General features: G+C 69.5%; 19 protein-coding genes and 4 tRNA genes. 21 read left to right on the top strand and 2 right to left on the bottom strand.

What is annotated here, in order from left to right:
* The first annotated feature begins 134 nt into the window (after positions 1-134).
* The 8 genes from AC07BF_RS23630 to AC07BF_RS23595 all read left to right on the top strand — a co-directional run bounded on the left by AC07BF_RS23630 (position 135) and on the right by AC07BF_RS23595 (position 4997).
* Positions 135-207, top strand: a tRNA-Thr gene (locus tag AC07BF_RS23630).
* 43 nt (positions 208-250) lie between these two features.
* Positions 251-323: transfer RNA gene (locus AC07BF_RS23625), tRNA-Met, on the top strand.
* Between the two features lie 83 nt (positions 324-406).
* The gene (gene rpmG, locus AC07BF_RS23620) at positions 407-571 is read left to right on the top strand and encodes a 50S ribosomal protein L33 (RefSeq protein WP_006604855.1); all 165 of its coding nucleotides are present in this window, start codon (positions 407-409) and stop codon (positions 569-571) included.
* Positions 572-727: 156 nt separating this feature from the next.
* Positions 728-1186, top strand: a complete 459-nt coding sequence (locus tag AC07BF_RS23615) for a MaoC family dehydratase N-terminal domain-containing protein (protein WP_363369376.1) — start codon at positions 728-730, stop codon at positions 1184-1186.
* Between the two features lie 5 nt (positions 1187-1191).
* Positions 1192-1614, top strand: coding sequence for a MaoC family dehydratase (locus AC07BF_RS23610; protein WP_063351327.1), 423 nt, complete (start codon positions 1192-1194; stop codon positions 1612-1614).
* 109 nt (positions 1615-1723) lie between these two features.
* Positions 1724-2305: a TetR/AcrR family transcriptional regulator gene (locus tag AC07BF_RS23605; protein ID WP_363580047.1), complete on the top strand. Its 582-nt coding sequence runs from the start codon at positions 1724-1726 to the stop codon at positions 2303-2305.
* Positions 2306-2392: 87 nt separating this feature from the next.
* Complete coding sequence (locus AC07BF_RS23600) at positions 2393-3892, top strand: MFS transporter (RefSeq protein ID WP_363629365.1); 1500 nt, start codon at positions 2393-2395, stop codon at positions 3890-3892.
* Between the two features lie 61 nt (positions 3893-3953).
* On the top strand, positions 3954-4997 hold the full coding sequence (locus tag AC07BF_RS23595) for a UDP-N-acetylmuramate dehydrogenase (protein WP_363629367.1): 1044 nt from the start codon (positions 3954-3956) through the stop codon (positions 4995-4997).
* Between the two features lie 21 nt (positions 4998-5018).
* Here the strand turns inward: AC07BF_RS23595 and AC07BF_RS23590 are convergent, their stop codons facing one another.
* Positions 5019-6053, bottom strand: coding sequence for an adenosine deaminase (locus tag AC07BF_RS23590; RefSeq protein ID WP_350877043.1), 1035 nt, complete (start codon positions 6051-6053; stop codon positions 5019-5021).
* A gap of 128 nt (positions 6054-6181) precedes the next feature.
* On the bottom strand, positions 6182-7429 hold the full coding sequence (locus AC07BF_RS23585; RefSeq protein ID WP_363580053.1) for a pyridoxal phosphate-dependent aminotransferase: 1248 nt from the start codon (positions 7427-7429) through the stop codon (positions 6182-6184).
* Positions 7430-7713: 284 nt separating this feature from the next.
* On the opposite strand from AC07BF_RS23585, the gene AC07BF_RS23580 reads away from it, so the two are divergent.
* The 13 genes from AC07BF_RS23580 (at position 7714) to AC07BF_RS23520 (ending at position 23639) form a co-directional block, all read left to right on the top strand.
* Positions 7714-7786 (top strand) — tRNA-Trp (locus AC07BF_RS23580).
* A gap of 147 nt (positions 7787-7933) precedes the next feature.
* Positions 7934-8293 (top strand): preprotein translocase subunit SecE, encoded by a 360-nt coding sequence (gene secE, locus AC07BF_RS23575; protein WP_350877047.1) that lies wholly within the window; start codon positions 7934-7936, stop codon positions 8291-8293.
* Between the two features lie 212 nt (positions 8294-8505).
* Positions 8506-9393: a transcription termination/antitermination protein NusG gene (gene nusG / locus AC07BF_RS23570; RefSeq protein WP_363617949.1), complete on the top strand. Its 888-nt coding sequence runs from the start codon at positions 8506-8508 to the stop codon at positions 9391-9393.
* Between the two features lie 165 nt (positions 9394-9558).
* Positions 9559-9993 carry a 50S ribosomal protein L11 gene (gene rplK / locus AC07BF_RS23565; protein WP_063348931.1) on the top strand — a complete coding sequence of 145 codons (435 nt, stop codon included), beginning with the start codon at positions 9559-9561 and terminating at the stop codon, positions 9991-9993.
* Between the two features lie 77 nt (positions 9994-10070).
* Positions 10071-10793, top strand: coding sequence for a 50S ribosomal protein L1 (gene rplA / locus AC07BF_RS23560; RefSeq protein ID WP_363580057.1), 723 nt, complete (start codon positions 10071-10073; stop codon positions 10791-10793).
* A 171-nt stretch (positions 10794-10964) separates the two neighbouring features.
* A complete protein-coding gene (locus AC07BF_RS23555) occupies positions 10965-11750 on the top strand; it encodes an SCO4651 family lipoprotein (protein WP_363580059.1) in 786 nt (261 codons plus the stop codon).
* A 111-nt stretch (positions 11751-11861) separates the two neighbouring features.
* Positions 11862-12674 carry an SCO4651 family lipoprotein gene (locus AC07BF_RS23550; RefSeq protein ID WP_363580061.1) on the top strand — a complete coding sequence of 271 codons (813 nt, stop codon included), beginning with the start codon at positions 11862-11864 and terminating at the stop codon, positions 12672-12674.
* 267 nt (positions 12675-12941) lie between these two features.
* Positions 12942-13805, top strand: coding sequence for an SCO4651 family lipoprotein (locus tag AC07BF_RS23545; protein ID WP_363580063.1), 864 nt, complete (start codon positions 12942-12944; stop codon positions 13803-13805).
* 366 nt (positions 13806-14171) lie between these two features.
* Complete coding sequence (rplJ, locus tag AC07BF_RS23540) at positions 14172-14735, top strand: 50S ribosomal protein L10 (protein ID WP_063348937.1); 564 nt, start codon at positions 14172-14174, stop codon at positions 14733-14735.
* Positions 14736-14819: 84 nt separating this feature from the next.
* Positions 14820-15203: a 50S ribosomal protein L7/L12 gene (rplL, locus tag AC07BF_RS23535; protein WP_208869184.1), complete on the top strand. Its 384-nt coding sequence runs from the start codon at positions 14820-14822 to the stop codon at positions 15201-15203.
* A 722-nt stretch (positions 15204-15925) separates the two neighbouring features.
* A complete protein-coding gene (rpoB, locus tag AC07BF_RS23530; protein WP_350877059.1) occupies positions 15926-19402 on the top strand; it encodes a DNA-directed RNA polymerase subunit beta in 3477 nt (1158 codons plus the stop codon).
* A 98-nt stretch (positions 19403-19500) separates the two neighbouring features.
* Entirely contained in the window at positions 19501-23394 is a 3894-nt protein-coding gene (locus AC07BF_RS23525) for a DNA-directed RNA polymerase subunit beta' (protein WP_350877062.1), read from the top strand.
* 171 nt (positions 23395-23565) lie between these two features.
* Positions 23566-23639, top strand: a tRNA-Met gene (locus tag AC07BF_RS23520).
* The last annotated feature ends 16 nt before the right edge of the window (positions 23640-23655 follow it).

Raw genomic sequence — 23655 nt, 5'->3', positions numbered from 1 at the left:
GGGCCGTGCGGCTGGTGGGCCGATCGAACGCGGGGCCTTGGATCGTCCGTCCGTTCACCTCGCCGACCTGCGGTCTTCGCGTCGGGATACGGATTTCACCTCTGGGCGCGGAACGTGTAATCTCTTCCTCGTTCGCCCCTATAGCTCAGTCGGTAGAGCGTCTCCATGGTAAGGAGAAGGTCTGCGGTTCGATTCCGCATGGGGGCTCTGGTGAAAAGCAGTCGGCTTCGGTTGTGCTGCGGATCACTGTGGCGGTGTAGCTCAGTTGGTAGAGCAAGCGGCTCATAATCGCTGTGTCACCGGTTCAAGTCCGGTCACCGCTACCCCGCGTAGTCGGTCGGGAGATCGCACTCCCGGTCGGCTACTCTTGTTGTGTTCTTATTCGTTGTCCCAGGAAGGCACTCCCGTGGCTGCCACCGACGTCCGCCCGAAGATCACGCTGGCCTGCGTGGAGTGCAAGGAGCGGAACTACATCACCAAGAAGAACCGGCGTAACGACCCGGACCGTCTTGAGATGAAGAAGCACTGCCCCCGCTGCAACTCGCACACCGCGCACCGCGAGACCCGCTGACCCTCTCGCAGGGCATCGGGCCTGTGTGACACAGGTCTTGAGCTCCGGGCCGCATCCCTCAGGGGGTGCGGCCCGGAGTTTTTCGCGTATGCACCCATGCGCGCCCCGCCGGCGGCAACGGCCGCCGGATCCACCGTGCTTCCGAGGAGTTGCCCCATGGCACTCGACCCCTCCTTCATCGGGCGGACCTACCCGCCCACCGAGCCGTACGAGGTCGGCCGGGAGAAGATCCGCGAGTTCGCGATCGCGATCGGGGACACCAATCCGGCGTTCACCGATCCGGCGGTGGCGAAGGCGCTGGGCCACCCCGATGTGATCGCCCCGACGACCTTCCCGTTCGTGATCACCTACCAGGCGGCCTCCCAGGTGGTCGAGGACCCGGAGCTGGGCCTGGACTACAGCCGCGTGGTGCACGGGGACCAGAAGTTCTCCTACTCCCGCCCGGTGCTGGCCGGTGACCGGCTGACGGTCGCGGTCACCATCGACAACATCAAGTCGCTGGCGGGCAATGACGTGCTCACCGTGCGTGGCGAGGTGTCGGACGCGATCGGCGAGCACGTGGTGACGTCGGTCATGACGCTGGTGGCCCGGGCCGCCGACGAGACGGGGAAGTGAACACGATGGCGATCAGCTACGACGAGGTCGAGGTCGGCACCCAGCTGCCGGCGCAGTCCTTCCCGGTGACCCGCGACACCCTGGTGCGGTACGCGGGCGCCTCCGGCGACTTCAACCCGATCCACTGGAACGAAAAGTTCGCCGTGGAGGTCGGCCTGCCGGACGTCATCGCGCACGGAATGTTCACCATGGCCGCGGCCATTCGGGTGGTCACCGACTGGGTCGGCGACCCGGCCGCGGTGGTCGAGTACGGCGTCCGATTCACCCGCCCCGTCCCGGTGCCGAACGACGGCGTCGGTGCGGTGGTCGAGGTGTCGGCCAAGGTCGCCAAGCTGCTGGACGACCGCAAGGTGCAGGTCGACCTGCTGGCCACCACCGGCGGGCAGAAGGTGCTCGGGATGTCCAGGGCGGTCGTCCGGCTCGCCTGAAGGCACCTCGGCCCCAGGTGTGTCCGGCCGCGGCGGGGCCCGTCCGACGGGATTCCCGCCGTGCCCGTCGGCCTTGCGAAGATAGTGATTGGCCACTAACTTGACTCCTATGGCGAGGACGAGCATGCGGATGAGCGCCGAGGAGCGGCGCGAGAGCGTCGTTCGTGCCGCGGTGATCGAATTCGCCAGGAGCGGCTACCGGGGGACGTCCACCGAGGCGATCGCCCGCCGGGTGGGTGTCTCGCAGCCGTACCTGTTCCGGCTGTTCCCCGGCAAGCAGGCGATCTTCACGGCCGCCGCCGAGCGCTGCATCGAGGAGACCTGGAAGGTCTTCGACGAGGCCTCGGTCGGGCTGACCGGGCCGGCGGCCGCCGAAGCGATGTCCGAGGCGTACCTGGGCCTGGTCGCGGACAGCGAGCAGCTCATGATGCAGATGCAGCTCTACGTCTCGGTGTTCGCGGCCCGGACGACCGGCGAGGACGAGATCGGGGAGACCGCCCGGAGGCTCTGGGAGGAGCTGTTCGAGCGGGTCAGGGGCCGGATCGGCGGTGACGTGCAGGGCGCCGCGGAGTTCTTCGCGTACGGGATGCTGATCAACACGCTGGTGGCACTGGGGTACCCCCGGGACCACCGGATCTGGAGCGGCCTGGGCTTCGGAGAGCACGGAGAGCACGGCGAGGGCGGGGAGTAGCGGGCCGCACGGTGGAGTCCGTGCGGCCTTTTTTCGGGCCTCGAAAGTTAGTGATCAATAACTATCTAAGACCCCTGGGGGGAAGTCATGACGGAGAGAACGGAAGAACAGGGCCTGGGACGGCTCGGTGTCTGGACCCTGGTGATCACCAGCGTCGCGGGCTTCATGGCCAGCCTGGACAACCTGGTCGTCACCACCGCGCTGCCGTCCATCCGCGAGGACCTCGGCGGCGGGCTGTCCGACCTGGAGTGGACGGTCAGCGCCTACACCCTGTCCTTCGCCGTCCTGCTGATGTTCGGCGCCGCGCTCGGCGACCGGTTCGGCCGCCGCCGGATCTTCCTGGTCGGGCTCACGCTCTTCACCGTCGGCTCCGCCGCCGCCGCCCTCTCGCCGGGCATCGGCGCGCTGATCGCCGCCCGCGCCGTCCAGGGCGCCGGCGCCGCGGTCTCCATGCCGCTCACCCTCACCCTGCTCACCGCCGCGGTGCCGGCGGCCAGGCGGGGTCTGGCCTTCGGCATCTGGGCGGGCGTCAACGGCCTGGCCGTCGCCACCGGACCGCTGGTCGGCGGGACGCTCACCGAGCACTTCTCCTGGCAGTGGATCTTCTGGGTGAACGTCCCGGTCGGCCTCGTCCTGATCCCGCTCGCCGCCCTCAAGCTCCGCGAGAGCCGGGGCGCCAACCCGGCGCTGGACGTGGTCGGCACGATCCTGGTCAGCCTTGGCCTGTTCGGCGTCGTCCTCGGCCTGATCCGCGGCAACCCGAACGGCTGGACCAGCCCGCTGGTGCTCGGCTCCCTGATCGGCGGCGTCGCGCTGCTCACCGCCTTCGTGCTGTACGAGCAGCGCTGGGCCGAGCACCCGATGCTCCCGATGCGGCTGTTCCGCAGCCGGGCCTTCTCCGCCGTCAACGCCTCCGGCCTGCTGATGTTCCTCGGGATGTTCGGCTCGATCTTCCTGATCAGCCAGCACCTGCAGAGCGTGGGCGGCTACAGCCCGCAGGAGGCCGGCATCCGGATGCTCCCGTGGACGGGCATGCCGCTGATCGTCGCCCCGATCGCGGGCATCCTGGCCGACCGCTTCGGCGGCCGCCCCATCGTGGTCACCGGGCTGCTGCTGCAGGGCGCCGGCCTGGCGATGTACGCGGCGATCACCGGCGGCAGCACCGGCTACGACTACGCCGCCGAGATCCCCGCCGTGGTGATCTGCGGCATCGGCATGTCGCTGTACTTCGCCCCGACCGCCGCCCTGGTGATGGACAGCGTCCGGCCGGAGGAGCAGGGCATCGCCTCCGGCGCCAACAACGCGCTGCGCGAGGTCGGCGGCGCGCTCGGCGTGGCCGTCCTCTCGGCGGTGTTCTCGGCGCAGGGCGGGTACACGTCGGAGCAGTCCTTCATCGACGGGCTGGTGCCCGCGCTGTACGTCGGCGCCGGGGTGGTGGCGGTCGCGGCGGTCTGCGCGTTCTTCCTCCCGCGCCGGGTGAAGCCCGCGGTCGTCGCCGACGAGCCGGCGGCCGTGGAGCCGGAGCAGGCCGGTGCCGAGCGGGCCGAGGACGCGGCGCCCGTCCACGCCGAGGCCTCGAAGGCCTGACCGGCCGATCCGGGTGCGGGGGCGGCCGGGCGGCCGTCCCCGCACCCGTACGCTGGTGGGCGTGCTGGTAGAAAACGACGCCCCCCTCGCCCCGCTGACCACGCTCCGGCTCGGCGGCCCGGCCCGCCGCCTGGTGACCGCCCACACCGACGACGAGGTGATCGCCGCCGTCCGCGCGGCCGACGAGGCCGGCGAGCCGCTGCTGGTCCTCGGCGGCGGCTCCAACCTGGTGATCGGCGACGCCGGCTTCCCCGGCACCGTGCTGCGGATCGCGACCACCGGCTTCGCCCTGGACGGCACCGTGCTGGAGCTGGCGGCCGGCGAGGTCTGGTCGGAGGCGGTCGCCCGCGCGGTGCGCGAGCACGGCCTGGCGGGCGTCGAGTTCCTGGCCGGCATCCCCGGCTCGGCCGGTGCCACCCCGGTGCAGAACGTCGGCGCGTACGGCCAGGAGGTCGCCCAGTCGATCACCGAGGTGGTCGCCTACGACCGCACGGCCGGCGAGGTGGTCACGCTCCCCAACGCCGAGTGCGCGTTCTCCTACCGGCACAGCCGTTTCAAGGCCGAGCCGGACCGCTACGTGGTGCTGCGGGTGCGGTTCGCCCTGGCCGACCACGCGGGGCTCTCCACTCCGGTCAAGTACGCCGAGGTGGCCAGGCACTTCGGCGTCGAGCAGGGCGCGCGGGTGCCGCTGGAGCGGGCGCACGACGCGGTGCTGGGGCTGCGCTCCGGCAAGGGCATGGTGCTGGACCCGGCGGACCACGACACCTGGTCGGCCGGCTCCTTCTTCACCAACCCGGTGCTCACCGCCGCCCAGTACGAGTCCTTCCGGACCCGCCCGGGCACCGAGAACGCCCCCGCCTACCCGGCGCCGGAGGGCTGCACCAAGACCTCGGCCGCCTGGCTGATCGACCGGGCCGGCTTCGGCAAGGGCTACGGCAGCGGCCCGGCGACGCTCTCCACCAAGCACACCCTGGCGCTCACCAACCGCGGCGCGGCCACCGCCGAGGACCTGCTGGCGCTGGCCCGGGAGATCCGGGACGGCGTCCGCGAGGCCTTCGGGGTCGAGCTGGTGAACGAGCCGGTGATGATCGGCGTCAAGCTCTAGGCCCGGTCCACAGGGCACGCCTCAGGTGCCGCTGACCAGCCAGGTGTCGATGTCCGCCAGCAGCTCCTTGCGGACGGCCTCCGGCGCGCGCGAGCCGCGGACGGACTGCCGCGCCAGCTCGGCGAGTTCGGCGTCGCCGAAGCCGAGGACGTCGCGGGCCAGGTCGTACTGGGCGGCCAGCCGGCTGCCGAACAGCAGCGGGTCGTCCGCGCCCAGGGCCAGCGGCACGCCGGCGTCGAACAGCCGCCGCAGCGGGACGTCCTCGGGTCGCTCGTAGACGCCGAGCGAGACGTTCGAGGACGGGCAGACCTCGCAGGTGATCTGGCGGTCCGCCAGCCGTTCCATCAGCCGGGGGTCCTCGGCGGCGCGGACGCCGTGGCCGATCCGGCCGGCGCCCAGGTCGTCCAGGCAGTCCCGGACGGATTCGGGCCCGGCCAGCTCGCCGCCGTGCGGGGCGGCCAGCAGCCCGCCCTTGCGGGCGATCTCGAAGGCCCGGTCGAAGTCCCGGGCGAGGCCGCGCCGCTCGTCGTTGGAGAGGCCGAAGCCGACCACGCCCTGGTCGGCGTACCGGACGGCGAGCCGGGCCAGCGTCCGGGCGTCCATCGGGGACTTCATCCGGTTCGCCGCGACCAGCACCCGGATGCCCACCCCGGTGGCCGTGGCGGCGTGCTCCACGGCGTCCAGGATCAGCTCCAGCGCGGGGATCAGCCCGCCCAGCCGGGGCGCGTACGAGGTCGGGTCGACCTGGATCTCCAGCCAGCGGGAGCCGTCCCGCCGCTCGTCCTGGGCGGTCTCCAGGACCAGCCGGCGGATGTCCTCCTCGTCCCGCAGCACCGAGCGGGCGGTGTCGTACAGGCGCTGGAAGCGGAACCAGCCGCGTTCGTCGGTGGCCCGCAGTCGCGGCGGCTCGCCGGAGCTGAGCGCCTCCGGCAGTCGGACGCCGTGCTTGTCGGCCAGCTCCAGCAGGGTGGCGGGCCGCATCGAGCCGGTGAAGTGCAGGTGCAGGTGGGCCTTCGGGAGGTCCCTGACGTCTCGCGGATTCAACAGGCGTTCCATTCGCCGATACTGCCGCATCGGACCCCCAAACGGGAACCGCCCTCCTTCCGTCCCCCGAAGGGGTGAAAGAGGGCGGTACCCGACGTGAAGCGCGGGTGTCAGCGGGCGTCAGCGGGCGCCGACGGGTGTCAGTCGCGGGCCTCGCCGAGCAGCTTCTGCAGCCGGCCGATGCCCTCGGCCAGGTCGGCGTCGCCGAGCGCGTAGGAGAACCGCAGGTAGCCGGGGGTGCCGAAGGCCTCGCCCGGGACGGCCGCGACCTCGGCCTCGTCCAGGATCAGCGACGCCAGCTCGCCGGAGCTCTCCGGGCGCCGGCCGCGGATCTCCTTGCCCAGCAGGCCCTTGACGGACGGGTACACGTAGAACGCGCCCTCCGGCTCGGGGCAGTACACGCCCTCGATCTCGTTGAGCATCCGCACGATGGTCTTGCGGCGGCGGTCGAAGGCGGTGCGCATCTCGTGCACCGCGGCCAGGTCGCCGCTGACGGCGGCGATCGCGGCGCGCTGGGCGACGTTGGAGACGTTCGAGGTGGCGTGCGACTGCAGGTTGGTCGCGGCCTTGATGACGTCCTTGGGGCCGATCACCCAGCCCACCCGCCAGCCGGTCATCGCGTAGGTCTTGGCGACGCCGTTGACCACGACGCACTTGTCGGCCAGCTCGGGCAGCAGGGCCGGCAGCGAGGTGAAGGAGGCGTCGCCGTACACCAGGTGCTCGTAGATCTCGTCGGTGAGCACCCAGAGGCCGTGCTCCAGCGCCCAGCGGCCGATCGCCTCGGCCTCGGCCTCGGTGTACACCGCGCCGGTCGGGTTGGACGGCGAGACGAAGAGCACCACCTTGGTGTTCTCGGTGCGGGCGGCCTCCAGCTGCTCGACCGAGACCTTGTAACCGGTGGTCTCGTCGGTCACGACCTCCACCGGGACGCCGCCAGCGAGCTGGACCGACTCCGGGTAGGTGGTCCAGTACGGGGCCGGGACGATGACCTCGTCGCCCGGGTCCAGGATCGCGGCGAACGCCTCGTAGATCGCCTGCTTGCCGCCGTTGGTGACCAGCACCTGGGAGGCGTCCACCTCGTAGCCGGAGTCGCGCAGCGTCTTGGCGGCGATCGCGGACTTCAGCTCGGGCAGGCCACCCGCCGGGGTGTAGCGGTGGTTCTTCGGGTCGCGGCAGGCCTCGACGGCCGCCTCGACGATGTAGTCCGGGGTGGGGAAGTCGGGCTCGCCGGCTCCGAAGCCGATCACCGGACGGCCGGCCGCCTTGAGGGCCTTGGCCTTGGCGTCCACGGCGAGGGTCGCGGACTCGGCGATCGCGCCGACCCGGGCGGAGACCCGGCGGTCGGCGGGGCGGATGGAACGGTCGGGCTGCGGGGTGGAAGCGCTCATGCCTGCATCGTCGCAGAACCGGGACGGACCGGGCATCGCGGTTTCACCATCCGTACCGGACCGTCCACATGGCGGCGCCCGTCGATCCGCCGGTGATCATGCGGGCATGCCGGACATATGCCGGACAACCGGTGCTCCCGGAAGAAGAGGTTCGACCAAACACCCCTCGACCACGTATGCTCACTGCTCGACGGCCCGCCGAAAAAGAACCGGAGCTTCACCAGCTGTGCAGACAGTCGGGGGAGATGCGGTAGGTTGGTCGCTACGGAGTCGCGAGACCCCGTAGGGCAATAGCTCAATTGGTAGAGCACCGGTCTCCAAAACCGGCGGTTGGGGGTTCAAGTCCCTCTTGCCCTGCTGCTTGATCCGTTTTCAGCCCGTTCGCTCCACAGAGCGAGCGGGCTTGATGCGGAGAGGGCGCCGAATCAGCACCGCTTGTAGCCGGCCGTTCGTGCCCCATCGGGCGCGAGCCGCTCGGCCGGACCCGGATTCAGGTGAGGACGAGTGACGGAGACCACGGGCTCCACCGCAACGCCTGAGAGCGGCAACCCCGAGGGGGCCGACGGCGCTGCCGACACCACGCCCGCCGAGGGCGAGGAGAAGTCGCTCTCGCGCCGCGAGCGCAAGCGCGCCGCCCGCGCCGGTGACAAGAAGTCCGGCAAGCGCGGCAAGATGGGCCCGTTCGCCCGAATCGGCCTGTTCTACCGCCAGATCATCGCCGAACTGCGCAAGGTCGTCTGGCCCACCCGCAGCGAGCTCACCCAGTACACGACCGTCGTCGTCGTGTTCGTGGTGGTCGTGATGGGCTTCGTGGCCGGCCTCGACTACGGCCTCTCCAAGCTGAGCCTCCTGGTCTTCGGCTGACCTGGCCGTCCCACCTCCGTAGCAGTCTCCCGACCCGGGCCGAATCATCGGCCCGGGTCGTGCTGTCTGCGCCGGACGTACGAGGCCGCTACCGTGGACTCGGTACTGTTGAAGTCTCCGAGTCCTCTCCTGGCGCCCGCGCGAGCGGCAGCCCGCCGGAGCCGGCCCCGGAGCGCGCCACCTTCACCATCTCCAGGAAAGAAGCAGCCACCGTGTCTGAGTCCCCCCTGTACGACGCCGACGAGACCGTCCGCGAGGCGGATGTCGCCGCCGAGCTGGACGCGGCCGAGCTGGCTGACGAAGCCGAGTCCGCCGAGCAGATCGTTGACGCCGTGGACGGCGACGAGGACGAGGTCGACGCGCACGACGAGGCCGAGGCCGGCGAGCCCGCCGAGGAGGCGGCGCTGCACGTGGAGGACGACGTGGAGCCCGCCGCCGAGGAGACCGAGGCCGACGCCGACGCCGAGGAGGCCGAGGCTGAGGAGGCCGTCGAGGTCGACCCGGTCGCCAAGTTCCGCGAGGACCTGCGCTTCATGCCGGGCGAGTGGTACGTGATCCACACCTACGCCGGCTACGAGAACCGGGTGAAGCAGAACCTGGAGCAGCGCGCCGTCTCGCTGAACGTCGAGGAGTACATCTTCCAGGCCGAGGTGCCGCAGGAGGAGGTCGTCCAGATCAAGAACGGCGACCGCAAGACCATCCGCCAGAACAAGCTCCCCGGCTACGTCCTGGTGCGCATGGACCTCACCCCCGAGTCCTGGGGCGTCGTGCGCAACACCCCCGGTGTCACCGGCTTCGTCGGCAACGCCTACGACCCGTACCCGCTGACCCTGGACGAGGTCGTCAAGATGCTCGCCCCGGACGTCGAGCGCCAGGCGGCCAAGGAGGCCGGCAAGCCCTCGCCGATCAAGCCGAGCGAGATCCAGGTGCTGGACTTCGAGGTCGGCGACTCGGTCACCGTCACCGACGGTCCGTTCGCGACGCTGCAGGCGACCATCAACGAGATCAACCCCGACTCGAAGAAGGTCAAGGGCCTGGTCGAGATCTTCGGCCGGGAGACCCCGGTCGAGCTCTCCTTCGACCAGATCCAGAAGAACTAGTCCCACGGTCTTCGGATCCGGGGCGGGGCCGAGGGCCCTGCCCCGGATCCGTTTTGGTCCAGCGGCGCTAAGGCGTTAGCCTGGTTCGATGTGTGTGTTGGCGGCCGGGTGTCGCCCCGGTTCCGCACACACCAGCACTCACCTCTCGGAAGGACCCGGAGAGACATGCCTCCCAAGAAGAAGAAGGTCACGGGGCTTATCAAGCTCCAGATCAACGCCGGTGCGGCCAACCCGGCGCCGCCGGTCGGCCCCGCGCTGGGCCAGCACGGCGTCAACATCATGGAGTTCTGCAAGGCCTACAACGCTGCGACCGAGTCGCAGCGCGGCATGATCGTGCCGGTGGAGATCACGGTCTACGACGACCGTTCCTTCACCTTCATCACGAAGACGCCGCCGGCCGCGCGCCTCATCCTGAAGGCCGCCGGTGTGGACAAGGGCTCCAGCGAGCCGCACAAGACCAAGGTCGCCAAGCTCACCAGCGCCCAGGTCCGCGACATCGCCACCACCAAGATGCCCGACCTGAACGCCAACGACCTGGACGCGGCGGAGAAGATCATCGCCGGCACCGCCCGGTCGATGGGCATCACCGTCGAGGGCTGACCAGCTCTTTTCGTCCCTGTGGTAGGGCCTGCGCAGGCCCGTGATACCACGACTCCCATCACCATTCAGGAGCAGCAGTGAAGCGCAGCAAGGCTCTGAAGGCCGCGGACGCTCAGGTCGACCGCGACCGCCTCTACGCCCCCCTCGAGGCCATCCGCCTCGCCAAGGCCACCAGCACCACCAAGTTCGACGGCACCGTCGAGGTCGCCATGCGTCTGGGCGTCGACCCGCGCAAGGCCGACCAGATGGTCCGCAGCACCGTGATCCTCCCGCACGGCACCGGTAAGACCGCTCGGGTCCTGGTCTTCGCGACCGGTGACCGTGCCGAGGCCGCGCGTGCTGCGGGCGCCGACATCGTCGGCTCCGACGAGCTGATCGACGAGGTCGCCAAGGGCCGTCTGGACTTCGACGCCGTCGTCGCCACCCCGGACCTCATGGGCAAGGTCGGCCGCCTCGGCCGCGTGCTCGGTCCCCGTGGTCTGATGCCGAACCCGAAGACCGGCACCGTGACCCCGGATGTCGCCAAGGCTGTCAACGACATCAAGGGCGGCAAGATCGAGTTCCGCGTCGACAAGCACTCGAACCTGCACTTCATCATCGGTAAGGCCTCCTTCACCGACGAGCAGCTGGTCGAGAACTACGCCGCCGCGCTGGACGAGGTGCTCCGCGCCAAGCCGTCCGCCGCCAAGGGCCGCTACATCAAGAAGACCGCCATCAGCACCACGATCGGCCCCGGCATCCCCGTGGACCCGAACCGCACCCGCAACCTCTTCGTCGAAGAGGACCCGGCCGCGGTCTGAGCCGATCGGCTCTGAAGCAGTCCGTACTGCGGGCCCGTACCCCCTTCACCGGGGGTGCGGGCCCGCAGTCGTTTCCGGATCGGGACGGGGGTGGATGGGAACGGTTGCCCGAAGCGTCGTACGCTCTGCCGGTCAGATCATGTGCAGAACGTGTGACCGTCGGAGCGTGCCGTGCCGCCCACCCTTCGCCCCGCCGTCGCGGTGGCCACCCTGCTGCTGATCGGTGCCACCACCGGGTGCAGCCTGCTGGCCGCCCCGGGAACCCGCACCCCCGACGGCGATCCCGCGCCCGTACCGCCCCGCCAGGTGGTGCTCGCCGCCGCCCAGGCGCTGGACGACGCCGGCGGCGCCCGGATCGACGTGGTCGAGGAGGGCCCGGCCGGCCGCCGCACCGCGAGCGGCACCCTGACCTGGGGCACCCGGGACGAGGGCGCCCTGACCGTCACCGACGAGCAGGGCACCGGGCAGCTGACTCTGAGGGACGGTGCACTCGACCTCAGCTACCAGGGCGCCCCGCCCAAGCACGCGGACCGGGACGGCGCCGAGTCGCTCGATCCGCGGGCGACCACCGGCCCGGGCGGCTACGCGGGTGGCTGGATGACCGCCCTGGTCACCAACCCGGGCAGCCGCGCGTACGAGATCGCGCAGACCGGGAAGCTCGGCTCGCTCGGCGGCGAACAGCTGGCCGGGACGACCGTGGCGCACTACCAGGGCACCACGCCGGTGGCCGAATACTTCGGCGCGGACCAGGAGTTGACCCCCGCGCGACTCGCTGCGGTGGTCGACTGGTACCGCCGGCGGGGGGTGACGGCGATCGGTTACGACGTCTGGGTCGGGCCCGGCGAGCGGCTGCTGAGACTGCGTGAGACGGCCCGGGGGAGCGACGGCACCACGGTGACCACGACGGATGTCTCGACCCCCGGAGAAGGCGACGCGCCCCCTGTCGAAGCCGGGTGACGGGAGGGGGCTGTCCGGCGCGTGGGACATCTGGCGATCCGTTAGAGTCCGCGTGAGAAGAAGCCGAAAATCGGTTCTTCATCGGATCGTTCGGATCTCACGGGGGACTCCATGCGCGCTGCGCGCCTCGCCTCGACCGTCGTCACCGCGGCCGTGCTGCTCGGTGCCGCCACCGCCTGCGGCAGCAAGGGCGGCGACGCCAAGAGCGGCGACGCGGCGCCGGCCGGAGACCCCAAGGCCGCGCTGGCCGCCTCCGCCCTGGTGATGCAGAAGGCCGGCAACGGCAAGGTCACCATGGTCTCCCCGGACGGCTCGACCCACACCGCGGGCAGCGGCGACGCCGACTGGAAGGACCCGAACCGGACGGCCGTCGACCTGACGGGCGAGGTGGAGACCAAGAAGATCCGGTTCCGGGTGATCGGCACCGACGGCTACCTCGGCGGCGGCGACACCGAGGCCGCCGCCATGGGCGGCAAGCACTGGATCAAGCTGCCCGCCTCGAACGAACTCGGCGACGGCGTCCTGCTGATGAGCCAGCTGCTCAACCCGGTCGCCCAGCTCGGGCTCGCCGCGCAGAGCGGCAAGCCCGCCAAGGTCGGCCAGGAGAGCCTCGACGGCGTCCAGGTCACCCACCTGCGGGTGGTCGAGGAGGCCTCCGCCATGGTGGCCGGCATGCCGGCGCTCACGGCCGACCAGCGCACGGCCGTCCAGAAGTCCCTGGAAGAGGACGGCAGGACCCTCACCATCGACTTCTGGCTCAACGGCCGGCAGGAACTCGTCCAGTACCAGGAGTACGGCGACAAGAACGGCGAGCACGACGCCGTCACCGTCAAGTACGCGGACCTCGGCAAGGCCGCGAAGATCGACGCCCCCGCCGCCACCGACCTCGGCAGCGAGACCGATCTCCTCAAACTGCTCGGCTGATCCGCCGAGCCCGCGCACCGGAGCCGACACGGCTCCCTCCGTACCGAACGGCTGACCCCCGGGGCGCAGAACGGCAAGTCCACCGTCCTCCACTCGGACTACGGCACGCCGGTCACCGCTGCGGTGCCGGAGGCGGCCGACACGGTGGAACTGGCCGAGCTGGCGAAGCTGGGCAAGGGGGGCGCCACCGGCTGATCCGGGGCAGGGTGGCAAGGTGGCCGGAACGAAAGCCGCCGACGCGGCGCCCGGGCGAGAGGGGACCAGACGATGGCGGGACGACGGCGGTTGGCGGCGCTGGCCGCGGTCGTCCTGCTGGCGAGCGGGCTGGCCGGATGCGGCGGGGGTGGCGGCACGCCGGCCGTGCCCTCCGGCAGCCCGACCCCGACCAGTTCCTCGTCGACCGAGGCGGCCAAGCCCAGCGACCGCTCGCCGCACGGCGTCCTGGTCTCCGCCCAGCTGGCCATGCAGACCGCCCGCCGGGCCAAGGTCAGCTACCGGCTGGGAGCGGACGCCGGGGCCGGGCCGCTGTTCTGGCAGCCCAAGACGGCGCTCCAGATCAAGCGCTCCACCCCGGCCGACGCCGAGCAGCTGATCGTCGTGGACACCGTCGCCTACCAGGGCGGTGACGCCGCCACCGCGGCTCGCCAGGGCGGCCGGCACTGGGAGCGCTTCTCCGTCCCGCCGGACCCGGACGGCCACCGGGAGGTCCCGTACGCGGGGCTGATCGACCTGCTGAACCCGGTCGAGGCGCTGGCCGCCGCCACCGCCGACGGGGTGGACCCGCGGTTCGTGGGTGAGGAGAAGTTCGACGACTCGACGGTCGAGCACTACCGGATCACCACCACCGCCGAGCGCTACGCCGCCGCCCAGACCCAGCTGACCCAGGCCCGCCGGGACGGCCTGCGGGCCGCGCTGGCCCCCGGCGGCTCGATCTCGCTCACCGTGGACCTCTGGCTCAACGACAAGGACCAGCTGGTCCGGCTCCAGCGCACCGGCAGCGGTGACAGCGGCCGGGCGGACGACTCGATCCTCTACTCCGACTTCGCCGGCGCCCTGCTCTCGGTGCAGGCCCCGGCCGAGGCGGACACCGTGGACACCGGGCCCCGGACGGTCTCCCCACTGGCCCGCTGAGCCCCGTCCGGCGCGGCCGGCCCGGCGGGGATCGGCCGTTCAGAGGCGATTTGCCCCGGACGGCCGAGTCCGGTTACTGTTACCGAAGCCAAAGACCGCTGGTTGTCACCGTTCTCGCGAGGGATTCGGTGGCCGAAGGATCTGCGCTTCGTCGCAGGCAGCCCGCGCAGGTGTGTCTGGAGCTTCGACTTCCGGGTCCGCGTTCGCGCGAACATCCGTTGAGGTCGTTTCGAGCCCCGTGCGCCCTGCGCACCGGGGCTCATCTGCTTTTCCGCAGGCTTTCCTTCCGTCCGGTTGGTTCGAGGCGTGAATGGTCGACTTTCGCGGTCGGCCGGATTTCGACATCACGGAAGGAGGCGTAAGCCTATGGCAAGGCCCGACAAGGCTGCTGCCGTCGCCGAGATCACGGACAAGTTCCGTGGCTCCTCCGCGGCGCTGCTGACCGAGTACCGCGGTCTCTCGGTGAAGCAGGTCAAGACCCTGCGTCGCTCGCTCGGCGAGAACGCCGAGTACGCCGTGGTGAAGAACACGCTGACCAAGATCGCGGCCAACGAGGCCGGGATTTCGGAGCTCGACGACCTGTTCAACGGTCCGACGGCTGTCGCCTTCGTCACCGGTGACCCGGTGGAGTCGGCGAAGGCTCTGCGTGACTTCGCCAAGGAGAACCCCGCTCTCATCATCAAGGGCGGTGTCCTTGACGGTAAGGCGCTGTCCGCCGATGAGATCAAGAAGCTCGCGGACCTCGAGTCCCGCGAGGTGCTGCTCGCCAAGCTGGCGGGTGCCCTGAAGGCCAAGCAGTCCCAGGCTGCCGCGCTCTTCCAGGCCCTGCCGTCGAAGCTCGTCCGCACTGTGGACGCGCTGCGCGACAAGGTCGAGCAGGGCGGTGCCGGTACGCCGGCTCCCGCCGCCGAGGACGCCGCCGCCGAGTAATCGGCAGGCTCACGCCTCGCTGCGGGCCCGTGCCCGCCCCACCCGTACATACGGCATCACCTGCCGATTTAGTGGAAGGACGCCATCATGGCGAAGCTGTCCCAGGACGAGCTGCTCGCGCAGTTCGAGGACCTCACCCTCATCGAGCTCGCTGGCTTCGTGAAGGCCTTCGAGGAGAAGTTCGACGTCACCGCCGCCGCCCCGGTCGCCGTTGCCGCCGCCGGTGGCCCGGCCGCCGTTGAGGCCGTCGAGGAGCAGGACGAGTTCGACGTCATCCTCGATGGTGCCGGCGACAAGAAGATCCAGGTCATCAAGGAGGTGCGCACCCTGACCTCCCTCGGCCTGAAGGAGGCCAAGGACCTCGTTGACACCGCTGGTGCCAAGGTCCTGGAGAAGGTTGCCAAGGACGTTGCCGAGAAGGCCAAGGCCGCCCTCGAGGGCGCCGGCGCCAAGGTCACCGTCAAGTGACTTCTCGCCCCCTCTGAGGGGGCCTGAAGCCGGGCCGATCACCCTTGTGGGTGGTCGGCCCGGCTTTTTCGCGTTTCCGGCCCTGAGCGGCCCTGGGACGGCCCCGGGGCCGGTCCGCGGCCGGGATGTGCCGGTGTGGCCGAGAGCCCACTCGGCAGCGTCGGTGCGGACGGGTATGGTGATCACCGTCATCGACTGTGGCCCCCACCACGGCTTCTGTAACGCCGGGGGGCGTCCGGCCGATGGACGGGTCGAGGTCCGCACCGCCTGCGGGCCCTTGACGAACCCGGCGAGGCGCGCGATTCTCAAGGCGCGAGTCCGCCCGGTTGGTTTGCCCCTGGATGCATAACCAGTGGCTCAGGCGGGAAATGACTCCACGTGAGTTATGGGGCCCGGGCAGTGCCCGGGCCGGTGCAGTACCCGGTGGGCGTTCGCGTCCGCCGGCTACCGGGAGGAGTCTCCGATTCGGTTTCCGAATCAGAGCTGGACAGCAGTGTGCCCTTTGGCTACACTGTCCCTTTGCGCTGCCTGTTAGCTGCTCCGTGACTCGTCGCCCGGAGTCTGCGTTGCCCTGAAGGGGTCTGGCATCGCCTCCGCAAAGCGGCTCTGACCTGGGATCTCGATCCCGGCGGAGGCCAGTGGCGAGGGAGGCGGGACCAAGCCCGTGAAGGCCCGGCTGGTACGCGCGTAGTGAGCTCCGAGCCCTCGGAAGGACCCCCCTCTTGGCCGCGCCGCGCAACGCCTCGAACAATTCCGCCGCATCCACCGCCCCGCTCCGCGTCTCCTTCGCGAAGATCAAGGAGCCCCTCGAGGTCCCCAACCTCCTGGCCCTGCAGACCGAGAGCTTTGACTGGCTGCTCGGCAATGCGGCCTGGAAGTCCCGGGTCGAGGCGGCGTTGGAGAACGGTCAGGACGTCCCCACCAAGTCCGGTCTGGAGGAGATCTTCGAGGAGATCTCCCCGATCGAGGACTTCAGTGGGTCGATGTCGCTGACCTTCCGCGACCACCGTTTCGAGCCGCCGAAGAACTCGATTGACGAGTGCAAGGACCGCGACTTCACGTTCGCGGCTCCGCTCTTCGTCACGGCCGAGTTCACCAACAACGAGACCGGTGAGATCAAGTCTCAGACGGTCTTCATGGGCGACTTCCCGCTCATGACCCACAAGGGCACGTTCGTGATCAACGGCACCGAGCGTGTCGTCGTGTCGCAGCTGGTCCGCTCCCCGGGCGTGTACTTCGACTCCACCCTGGACAAGGTGTCCGACAAGGACATCTACTCCTGCAAGGTCATCCCCTCGCGTGGTGCCTGGCTGGAGATGGAGATCGACAAGCGCGACATGGTCGGCGTCCGCATCGACCGTAAGCGCAAGCAGTCCGTCACCGTGCTGCTCAAGGCGCTCGGCTGGACCAACGAGATGATTCTCGAGGAGTTCGGCGAGTACGAGTCCATGCGCAACACCCTGGAGAAGGACCACACCCAGGGCCAGGACGACGCGCTGCTGGACATCTACCGCAAGCTGCGTCCTGGCGAGCCGCCGACGCGCGAGGCCGCGCAGACGCTTCTGGAGAACCTGTACTTCAACCCGAAGCGCTACGACCTCGCCAAGGTGGGCCGCTACAAGGTCAACCGGAAGCTGGGCAACGCCGAGTCGCTGGACTCCGGCGTGCTCACCGAGCCCGACATCATCGGTGCGATCAAGTACCTGGTGAAGCTGCACGCCGGTGAGACCGAGTGGAACGACCAGACCGGTCGCGACATCGTGGTCGAGGTCGACGACATCGACCACTTCGGCAACCGTCGCCTGCGTAACGTCGGCGAGCTCATCCAGAACCAGGTCCGTACGGGTCTCGCCCGTATGGAGCGCGTCGTGCGCGAGCGCATGACCACCCAGGACGTCGAGGCGATCACGCCGCAGACCCTGATCAACATCCGGCCGGTCGTCGCCTCCATCAAGGAGTTCTTCGGCACCAGCCAGCTGTCGCAGTTCATGGACCAGACGAACCCGCTGTCGGGCCTGACCCACAAGCGCCGTCTGTCCGCCCTCGGCCCCGGTGGTCTCTCCCGTGAGCGCGCCGGCTTCGAGGTCCGTGACGTGCACCCCTCGCACTACGGGCGCATGTGTCCGATCGAGACCCCCGAAGGCCCGAACATCGGTCTGATCGGGTCGCTGGCCTCGTACGGCCGGGTCAACGCCTTCGGCTTCATCGAGACCCCGTACCGCAAGGTCATCGAGGGTGTCGTCACGGAGCAGGTCGACTACCTCACGGCCGACGAGGAGGACCGCTACGTCATCGCGCAGGCCAACGCCCCGCTGACGACGGAGCTGACCTTCGCCGAGCCGCGTGTCCTGGTCCGCCGCCGTGGCGGCGAGATCGACTACATCCCGGGCACCGAGATCGACTACATGGACGTCTCGCCGCGCCAGATGGTGTCGGTCGCGACCGCCATGATCCCGTTCCTCGAGCACGACGACGCCAACCGCGCGCTCATGGGCTCGAACATGATGCGCCAGGCGGTGCCGCTGCTGAAGAGCGAGGCTCCGCTGGTCGGTACCGGCATGGAGTACCGCTGCGCCGTCGACGCCGCGGACGTCATCACCGCCGAGAAGGCCGGTGTCGTCCAGGAGGTCTCGGCCGACTACGTCACCGTCGCCAACGACGACGGCACGTACACCACGTACCGCGCCGCCAAGTTCACCCGCTCCAACCAGGGCACCGCCTTCAACCAGAAGGTGCTCGTGGACGAGGGCGCCCGGGTCGAGTCCGGCCAGGTGCTGGCCGACGGCCCGTGCACCGACGAGGGCGAGATGGCCCTCGGCAAGAACCTGCTCGTGGCGTTCATGTCGTGGGAGGGTCACAACTACGAGGACGCGATCATCCTGTCGCAGCGCCTCGTGCAGGACGACGTCCTCTCCTCGATCCACATCGAGGAGCACGAGGTCGACGCCCGTGACACCAAGCTCGGCCCCGAGGAGATCACCCGGGACATCCCGAACGTCTCCGAGGAGGTCCTCGCCGACCTCGACGAGCGCGGCATCATCCGCATCGGCGCCGACGTCGTCACCGGCGACATCCTGGTCGGCAAGGTCACGCCCAAGGGCGAGACCGAGCTGACCCCGGAGGAGCGCCTGCTCCGCGCGATCTTCGGTGAGAAGGCCCGTGAGGTCCGCGACACCTCGCTGAAGGTGCCGCACGGTGAGTCCGGCAAGGTCATCGGCGTCCGCGTCTTCGACCGCGAAGAGGGCGACGAGCTGCCCCCGGGCGTGAACCAGCTGGTCCGCGTCTACGTGGCCCAGAAGCGCAAGATCACCAACGGTGACAAGCTCGCCGGCCGTCACGGCAACAAGGGCGTCATCTCGAAGATCCTGCCGGTCGAGGACATGCCGTTCCTGGAGGACGGCACCCCGGTCGACATCATCCTCAACCCGCTGGGCGTCCCGTCCCGAATGAACCCGGGACAGGTCCTGGAGATCCACCTCGGGTGGCTCGCCAAGCAGGGCTGGGACGTCTCCGGCCTCGCCGACGAGTGGGCCCAGCGCCTCCAGGCGATCGGCGCCGACACCGTCCAGGGCGGCACCAACCTCGCCACCCCGGTCTTCGACGGCGCCCGCGAGGACGAGATCACCGGCCTGCTGGACAACACCACCCTCACCCGTGACGGTGAGCGCCTGGTGAACTCCACCGGCAAGGCCCGGCTGTTCGACGGCCGCTCCGGCGAGCCGTTCCCGATGCCGGTCTCGGTCGGCTACATGTACATCCTCAAGCTGCACCACCTGGTCGACGACAAGCTGCACGCCCGTTCGACCGGTCCGTACTCGATGATCACCCAGCAGCCGCTCGGTGGTAAGGCGCAGTTCGGTGGTCAGCGCTTCGGTGAGATGGAGGTGTGGGCCCTTGAGGCGTACGGCGCTGCTTACGCGCTGCAGGAGCTGCTCACCATCAAGTCCGACGACGTCCTCGGCCGCGTGAAGGTCTACGAGGCCATCGTCAAGGGCGAGAACATCCCCGAGCCCGGCATTCCCGAGTCCTTCAAGGTCCTCATCAAGGAAATGCAGTCGCTCTGCCTCAACGTGGAGGTGCTGTCCTCGGACGGCCAGTCCATCGAGATGCGGGACTCCGACGAGGACGTGTTCCGCGCCGCCGAGGAGCTCGGCATTGACCTGTCCCGGCGCGAGCCGAGCAGCGTCGAAGAGGTCTGACGGAGGTTGGGCCGGCTGCCCGAGCAGCCGGCCCGCCCCCAGGCCCCCCTCAGACCACATGAACGACTCTCGACTTACGAAAGAGGGCTTGACGACCAGTGCTTGACGTCAACTTCTTCGACGAGCTCCGCATCGGCCTGGCCACCGCCGACGACATCCGCCAGTGGTCGCACGGCGAGGTCAAGAAGCCGGAGACCATCAACTACCGCACCCTGAAGCCCGAAAAGGACGGACTCTTCTGCGAGAAGATCTTCGGCCCCACCCGGGACTGGGAGTGCTACTGCGGTAAGTACAAGCGCGTCCGCTTCAAGGGCATCATCTGTGAGCGCTGCGGCGTCGAGGTGACCCGCGCCAAGGTGCGCCGTGAGCGGATGGGCCACATCGAGCTGGCCGCCCCGGTCACCCACATCTGGTACTTCAAGGGCGTGCCGTCCCGCCTGGGCTACCTGCTCGACCTGGCGCCGAAGGACCTCGAGAAGGTCATCTACTTCGCCGCCTACATGATCACCTGGGTCGACGACGAGCGCCGCCAGCGCGACCTGCCGTCCCTGGAGGCGCACGTCTCGGTCGAGCGCCAGCAGATCGAGAACCGCCGCGACTCCGACCTCGAGGCCCGTGCCAAGAAGGCCGAGACCGACCTGGCCGAGCTGGAGGCCGAGGGCGCCAAGGCCGACGTGCGCCGCAAGGTGCGCGAGGGCGCCGAGCGCGAGATGAAGCAGCTGCGCGACCGCGCGCAGCGCGAGCTCGACCGCCTCGACGAGGTGTGGGCCCGCTTCAAGAACCTCAAGGTCCAGGACCTCGAGGGCGACGAGCTGCTCTACCGCGAGCTGCGCGACCGCTTCGGCACCTACTTCTCCGGCTCGATGGGCGCGGCGGCCCTCAAGGACCGCCTCGAGACCTTCGACCTGGCGGAGGAGTCCGAGCGCCTGCGCGAGATCATCCGCACCGGCAAGGGCCAGAAGAAGACCCGTGCGCTGAAGCGCCTCAAGGTCGTCTCCGCGTTCCTGCAGACCACCAACAAGCCCAACGGCATGGTGCTGGACTGCGTCCCGGTCATCCCGCCGGACCTGCGTCCGATGGTGCAGCTGGACGGTGGCCGCTTCGCGACCTCCGACCTGAACGACCTGTACCGCCGCGTGATCAACCGCAACAACCGCCTGAAGCGGCTTCTCGACCTCGGCGCGCCCGAGATCATCGTGAACAACGAGAAGCGCATGCTCCAGGAGGCCGTCGACGCCCTGTTCGACAACGGCCGTCGCGGCCGTCCGGTCACCGGCCCGGGCAACCGCCCGCTGAAGTCCCTCAGCGACATGCTGAAGGGCAAGCAGGGTCGTTTCCGCCAGAACCTGCTCGGCAAGCGCGTCGACTACTCGGCCCGTTCGGTCATCGTCGTCGGCCCGCAGCTCAAGCTGCACCAGTGCGGTCTGCCCAAGGCCATGGCGCTGGAGCTCTTCAAGCCGTTCGTGATGAAGCGCCTGGTCGACCTGAACCACGCGCAGAACATCAAGTCGGCCAAGCGCATGGTCGAGCGTGCCCGCCCGGTCGTGTGGGACGTGCTCGAAGAGGTCATCGCCGAGCACCCCGTCCTGCTGAACCGTGCGCCCACCCTGCACCGCCTCGGCATCCAGGCCTTCGAGCCCCAGCTGGTCGAGGGCAAGGCCATCCAGATCCACCCGCTCGTCTGCACCGCGTTCAACGCGGACTTCGACGGTGACCAGATGGCCGTCCACCTGCCGCTCTCCGCGGAGGCGCAGGCCGAGGCCCGCATCCTGATGCTGTCCTCGAACAACATCCTGAAGCCGGCCGACGGTCGCCCCGTCACCATGCCGACCCAGGACATGGTGCTCGGTCTGTTCTTCCTGACCTCGGACCGGGAGACGGTGAAGGGCGGTGGCCGTTCCTTCTCCTCGACCGCCGAGGCCGTCATGGCCTTCGACGCCCGCGAGCTGGACGTCCAGGCCCCGATCGAGCTGCGCCTGCCGGCCGGCACCGTCCCGCCGCGCGGCTGGACCCCGCCGGTGGACGAGGAGGGCCAGACGGCCTGGTTCGACGGCGAGCCGTTCCGCCTGACCACCACCCTGGGCCGCGCGCTCTTCAACGAGCTGCTGCCCGAGGACTACCCGTTCGTCGACTACGAGGTGGGCAAGAAGCAGCTCTCCGCGATCGTCAACGACCTGGCGGAGCGCTACCCCAAGGTCGTCGTCGCGGCGACCCTGGACAACCTGAAGGCGGCCGGTTTCCACTGGTCGACCCGCTCGGGTGTCACCGTCTCGATCTCCGACGTCGTCGTCCCGCCGAACAAGCCCCAGATCCTCGAGGGCTACGAGGCGAAGGCGGAGAAGGTCCAGCGTCAGTACGAGCGCGGCCTGATCACCAACGACGAGCGCAAGCAGGAGCTCATCGGCATCTGGACCCAGGCGACCAACGAGGTCGCCGAGGCCATGAACGAGAACTTCCCGAAGACGAACCCCATCTTCATGATGGTCGACTCGGGTGCTCGTGGAAACATGATGCAGATGCGCCAGATCGCCGGTATGCGTGGTCTGGTGTCGAACGCCAAGAACGAGACCATCCCGCGACCCATCAAGGCGTCGTTCCGTGAGGGTCTCACCGTGCTGGAGTACTTCATCTCCACCCACGGTGCCCGTAAGGGTCTGGCGGACACCGCCCTCCGTACCGCCGACTCCGGCTACCTCACCCGTCGTCTGGTCGACGTCTCCCAGGACGTCATCATTCGCGAGGAGGACTGCGGTACCGAGCGCGGCCTGAAGCTGGCGATCGGCACCGTCGGTGCGGACGGCGTGCTGCGCAAGGCCGACGACGTCGAGACCAGCGTGTACGCCCGCATGCTCGCCGAGGACATCACGGTGGACGGCAAGCTCCTTGCCACCGCCAACACCGACCTCGGTGACGTGCTGATCGACGAGCTGATCCGCCACGGCATCGGCGAGGTCAAGACCCGCTCGATCCTGACCTGCGAGTCGGCCGTCGGCACCTGCGCCTTCTGCTACGGGCGTTCGCTGGCCACCGGCAAGCTGGTCGACATCGGTGAGGCGGTCGGCATCATCGCTGCCCAGTCCATCGGTGAGCCCGGTACCCAGCTGACGATGCGTACCTTCCACACCGGTGGTGTGGCCGGTGACGACATCACCCAGGGTCTGCCGCGTGTCGTCGAGCTCTTCGAGGCCCGTACCCCCAAGGGTGTGGCCCCGATCTCGGAGGCCACCGGCCGGGCGCGGATCGAGGACACCGAGAAGACCCGCAAGCTCGTCATCACCCCGGACGACGGCAGCGACGAGATCGCCTACCCCGTCTCCAAGCGTGTGAAGCTGCTGGTCAGCGAGGGCGAGGCGGTCGAGGTCGGCCAGAAGCTGACCATGGGTGCCACCAACCCGCACGACGTCCTGCGCATCATGGGCCAGCGTGCCGTCCAGATCCACCTGGTCGCCGAGGTCCAGAAGGTCTACAACTCGCAGGGTGTGTCGATCCACGACAAGCACATCGAGATCATCATCCGGCAGATGCTCCGCCGCGTGACGATCATCGAGTCGGGCGACGCCGAGCTCCTCCCGGGCGAGCTCGTCGAGCGCGGCCGCTTCGAGACCGAGAACCGTCGCGTGGTCGCCGAGGGCGGTCACCCCGCCTCCGGCCGTCCGCAGCTGATGGGTATCACCAAGGCCTCGCTGGCCACCGAGTCCTGGCTGTCGGCCGCCTCCTTCCAGGAGACGACCCGGGTCCTCACCGACGCGGCGATCCACGCCAAGTCGGACCCGCTGCTGGGCCTCAAGGAGAACGTCATCCTCGGTAAGCTCATCCCGGCCGGTACGGGTCTGCCCCGCTACCGCAACATCCGGGTCGAGCCGACCGAGGAGGCCAAGGCCGCGATGTACTCGGCCGTCGGCTACGACGACTACGACCTGTCGCCCTTCGGCGCCGGCTCCGGCCAGGCGGTCCCGCTGGACGACTACGACTACGGCCCGTACACCGGCTGAGTCCGACGTTCGGCTGTCAGGGCGGTCACCCCTCGCGGGGTGGCCGCCCTGCGGCGTTCCCGCTGCGGGGGCCAGGGGCCAGGGGCCAGGGCCCGGGGCCCGGGGGCCGGGGGCCCTGCGGGGCACGGATTAGGTTCCCCGGCAGAAGTCGCGTAGAGTCGTGTTTACCGACGCGGGGTGGAGCAGCTCGGTAGCTCGCTGGGCTCATAACCCAGAGGTCGCAGGTTCAAATCCTGTCCCCGCTACTCAGTAGCAACGAAG

It is taken from the genome of Kitasatospora sp. NPDC043950 (genome assembly GCF_056435345.1).
Note: the sequence above shows the minus strand (reverse complement) of the source record. Positions and strands in the feature narration are given on the sequence as shown.

Excerpts from the sequence above, each read along its gene's own strand:
- AC07BF_RS23615 (WP_363369376.1), top strand. The coding sequence starts at position 728 with ATGGCACTCGACCCCTCCTTCATCGGGCGGACCTACCCGCCCACCGAG.
- AC07BF_RS23610 (WP_063351327.1), top strand. The coding sequence starts at position 1,192 with ATGGCGATCAGCTACGACGAGGTCGAGGTCGGCACCCAGCTGCCGGCG.
- AC07BF_RS23605 (WP_363580047.1), top strand. The coding sequence starts at position 1,724 with ATGGCGAGGACGAGCATGCGGATGAGCGCCGAGGAGCGGCGCGAGAGC.
- AC07BF_RS23600 (WP_363629365.1), top strand. The coding sequence starts at position 2,393 with ATGACGGAGAGAACGGAAGAACAGGGCCTGGGACGGCTCGGTGTCTGG.
- AC07BF_RS23590 (WP_350877043.1), bottom strand. The coding sequence starts at position 6,053 with ATGGAACGCCTGTTGAATCCGCGAGACGTCAGGGACCTCCCGAAGGCC.
- AC07BF_RS23585 (WP_363580053.1), bottom strand. The coding sequence starts at position 7,429 with ATGAGCGCTTCCACCCCGCAGCCCGACCGTTCCATCCGCCCCGCCGAC.
- rplK (WP_063348931.1), top strand. The coding sequence starts at position 9,559 with ATGCCTCCCAAGAAGAAGAAGGTCACGGGGCTTATCAAGCTCCAGATC.
- AC07BF_RS23550 (WP_363580061.1), top strand. The coding sequence starts at position 11,862 with ATGCGCGCTGCGCGCCTCGCCTCGACCGTCGTCACCGCGGCCGTGCTG.
- AC07BF_RS23545 (WP_363580063.1), top strand. The coding sequence starts at position 12,942 with ATGGCGGGACGACGGCGGTTGGCGGCGCTGGCCGCGGTCGTCCTGCTG.
- rplJ (WP_063348937.1), top strand. The coding sequence starts at position 14,172 with ATGGCAAGGCCCGACAAGGCTGCTGCCGTCGCCGAGATCACGGACAAG.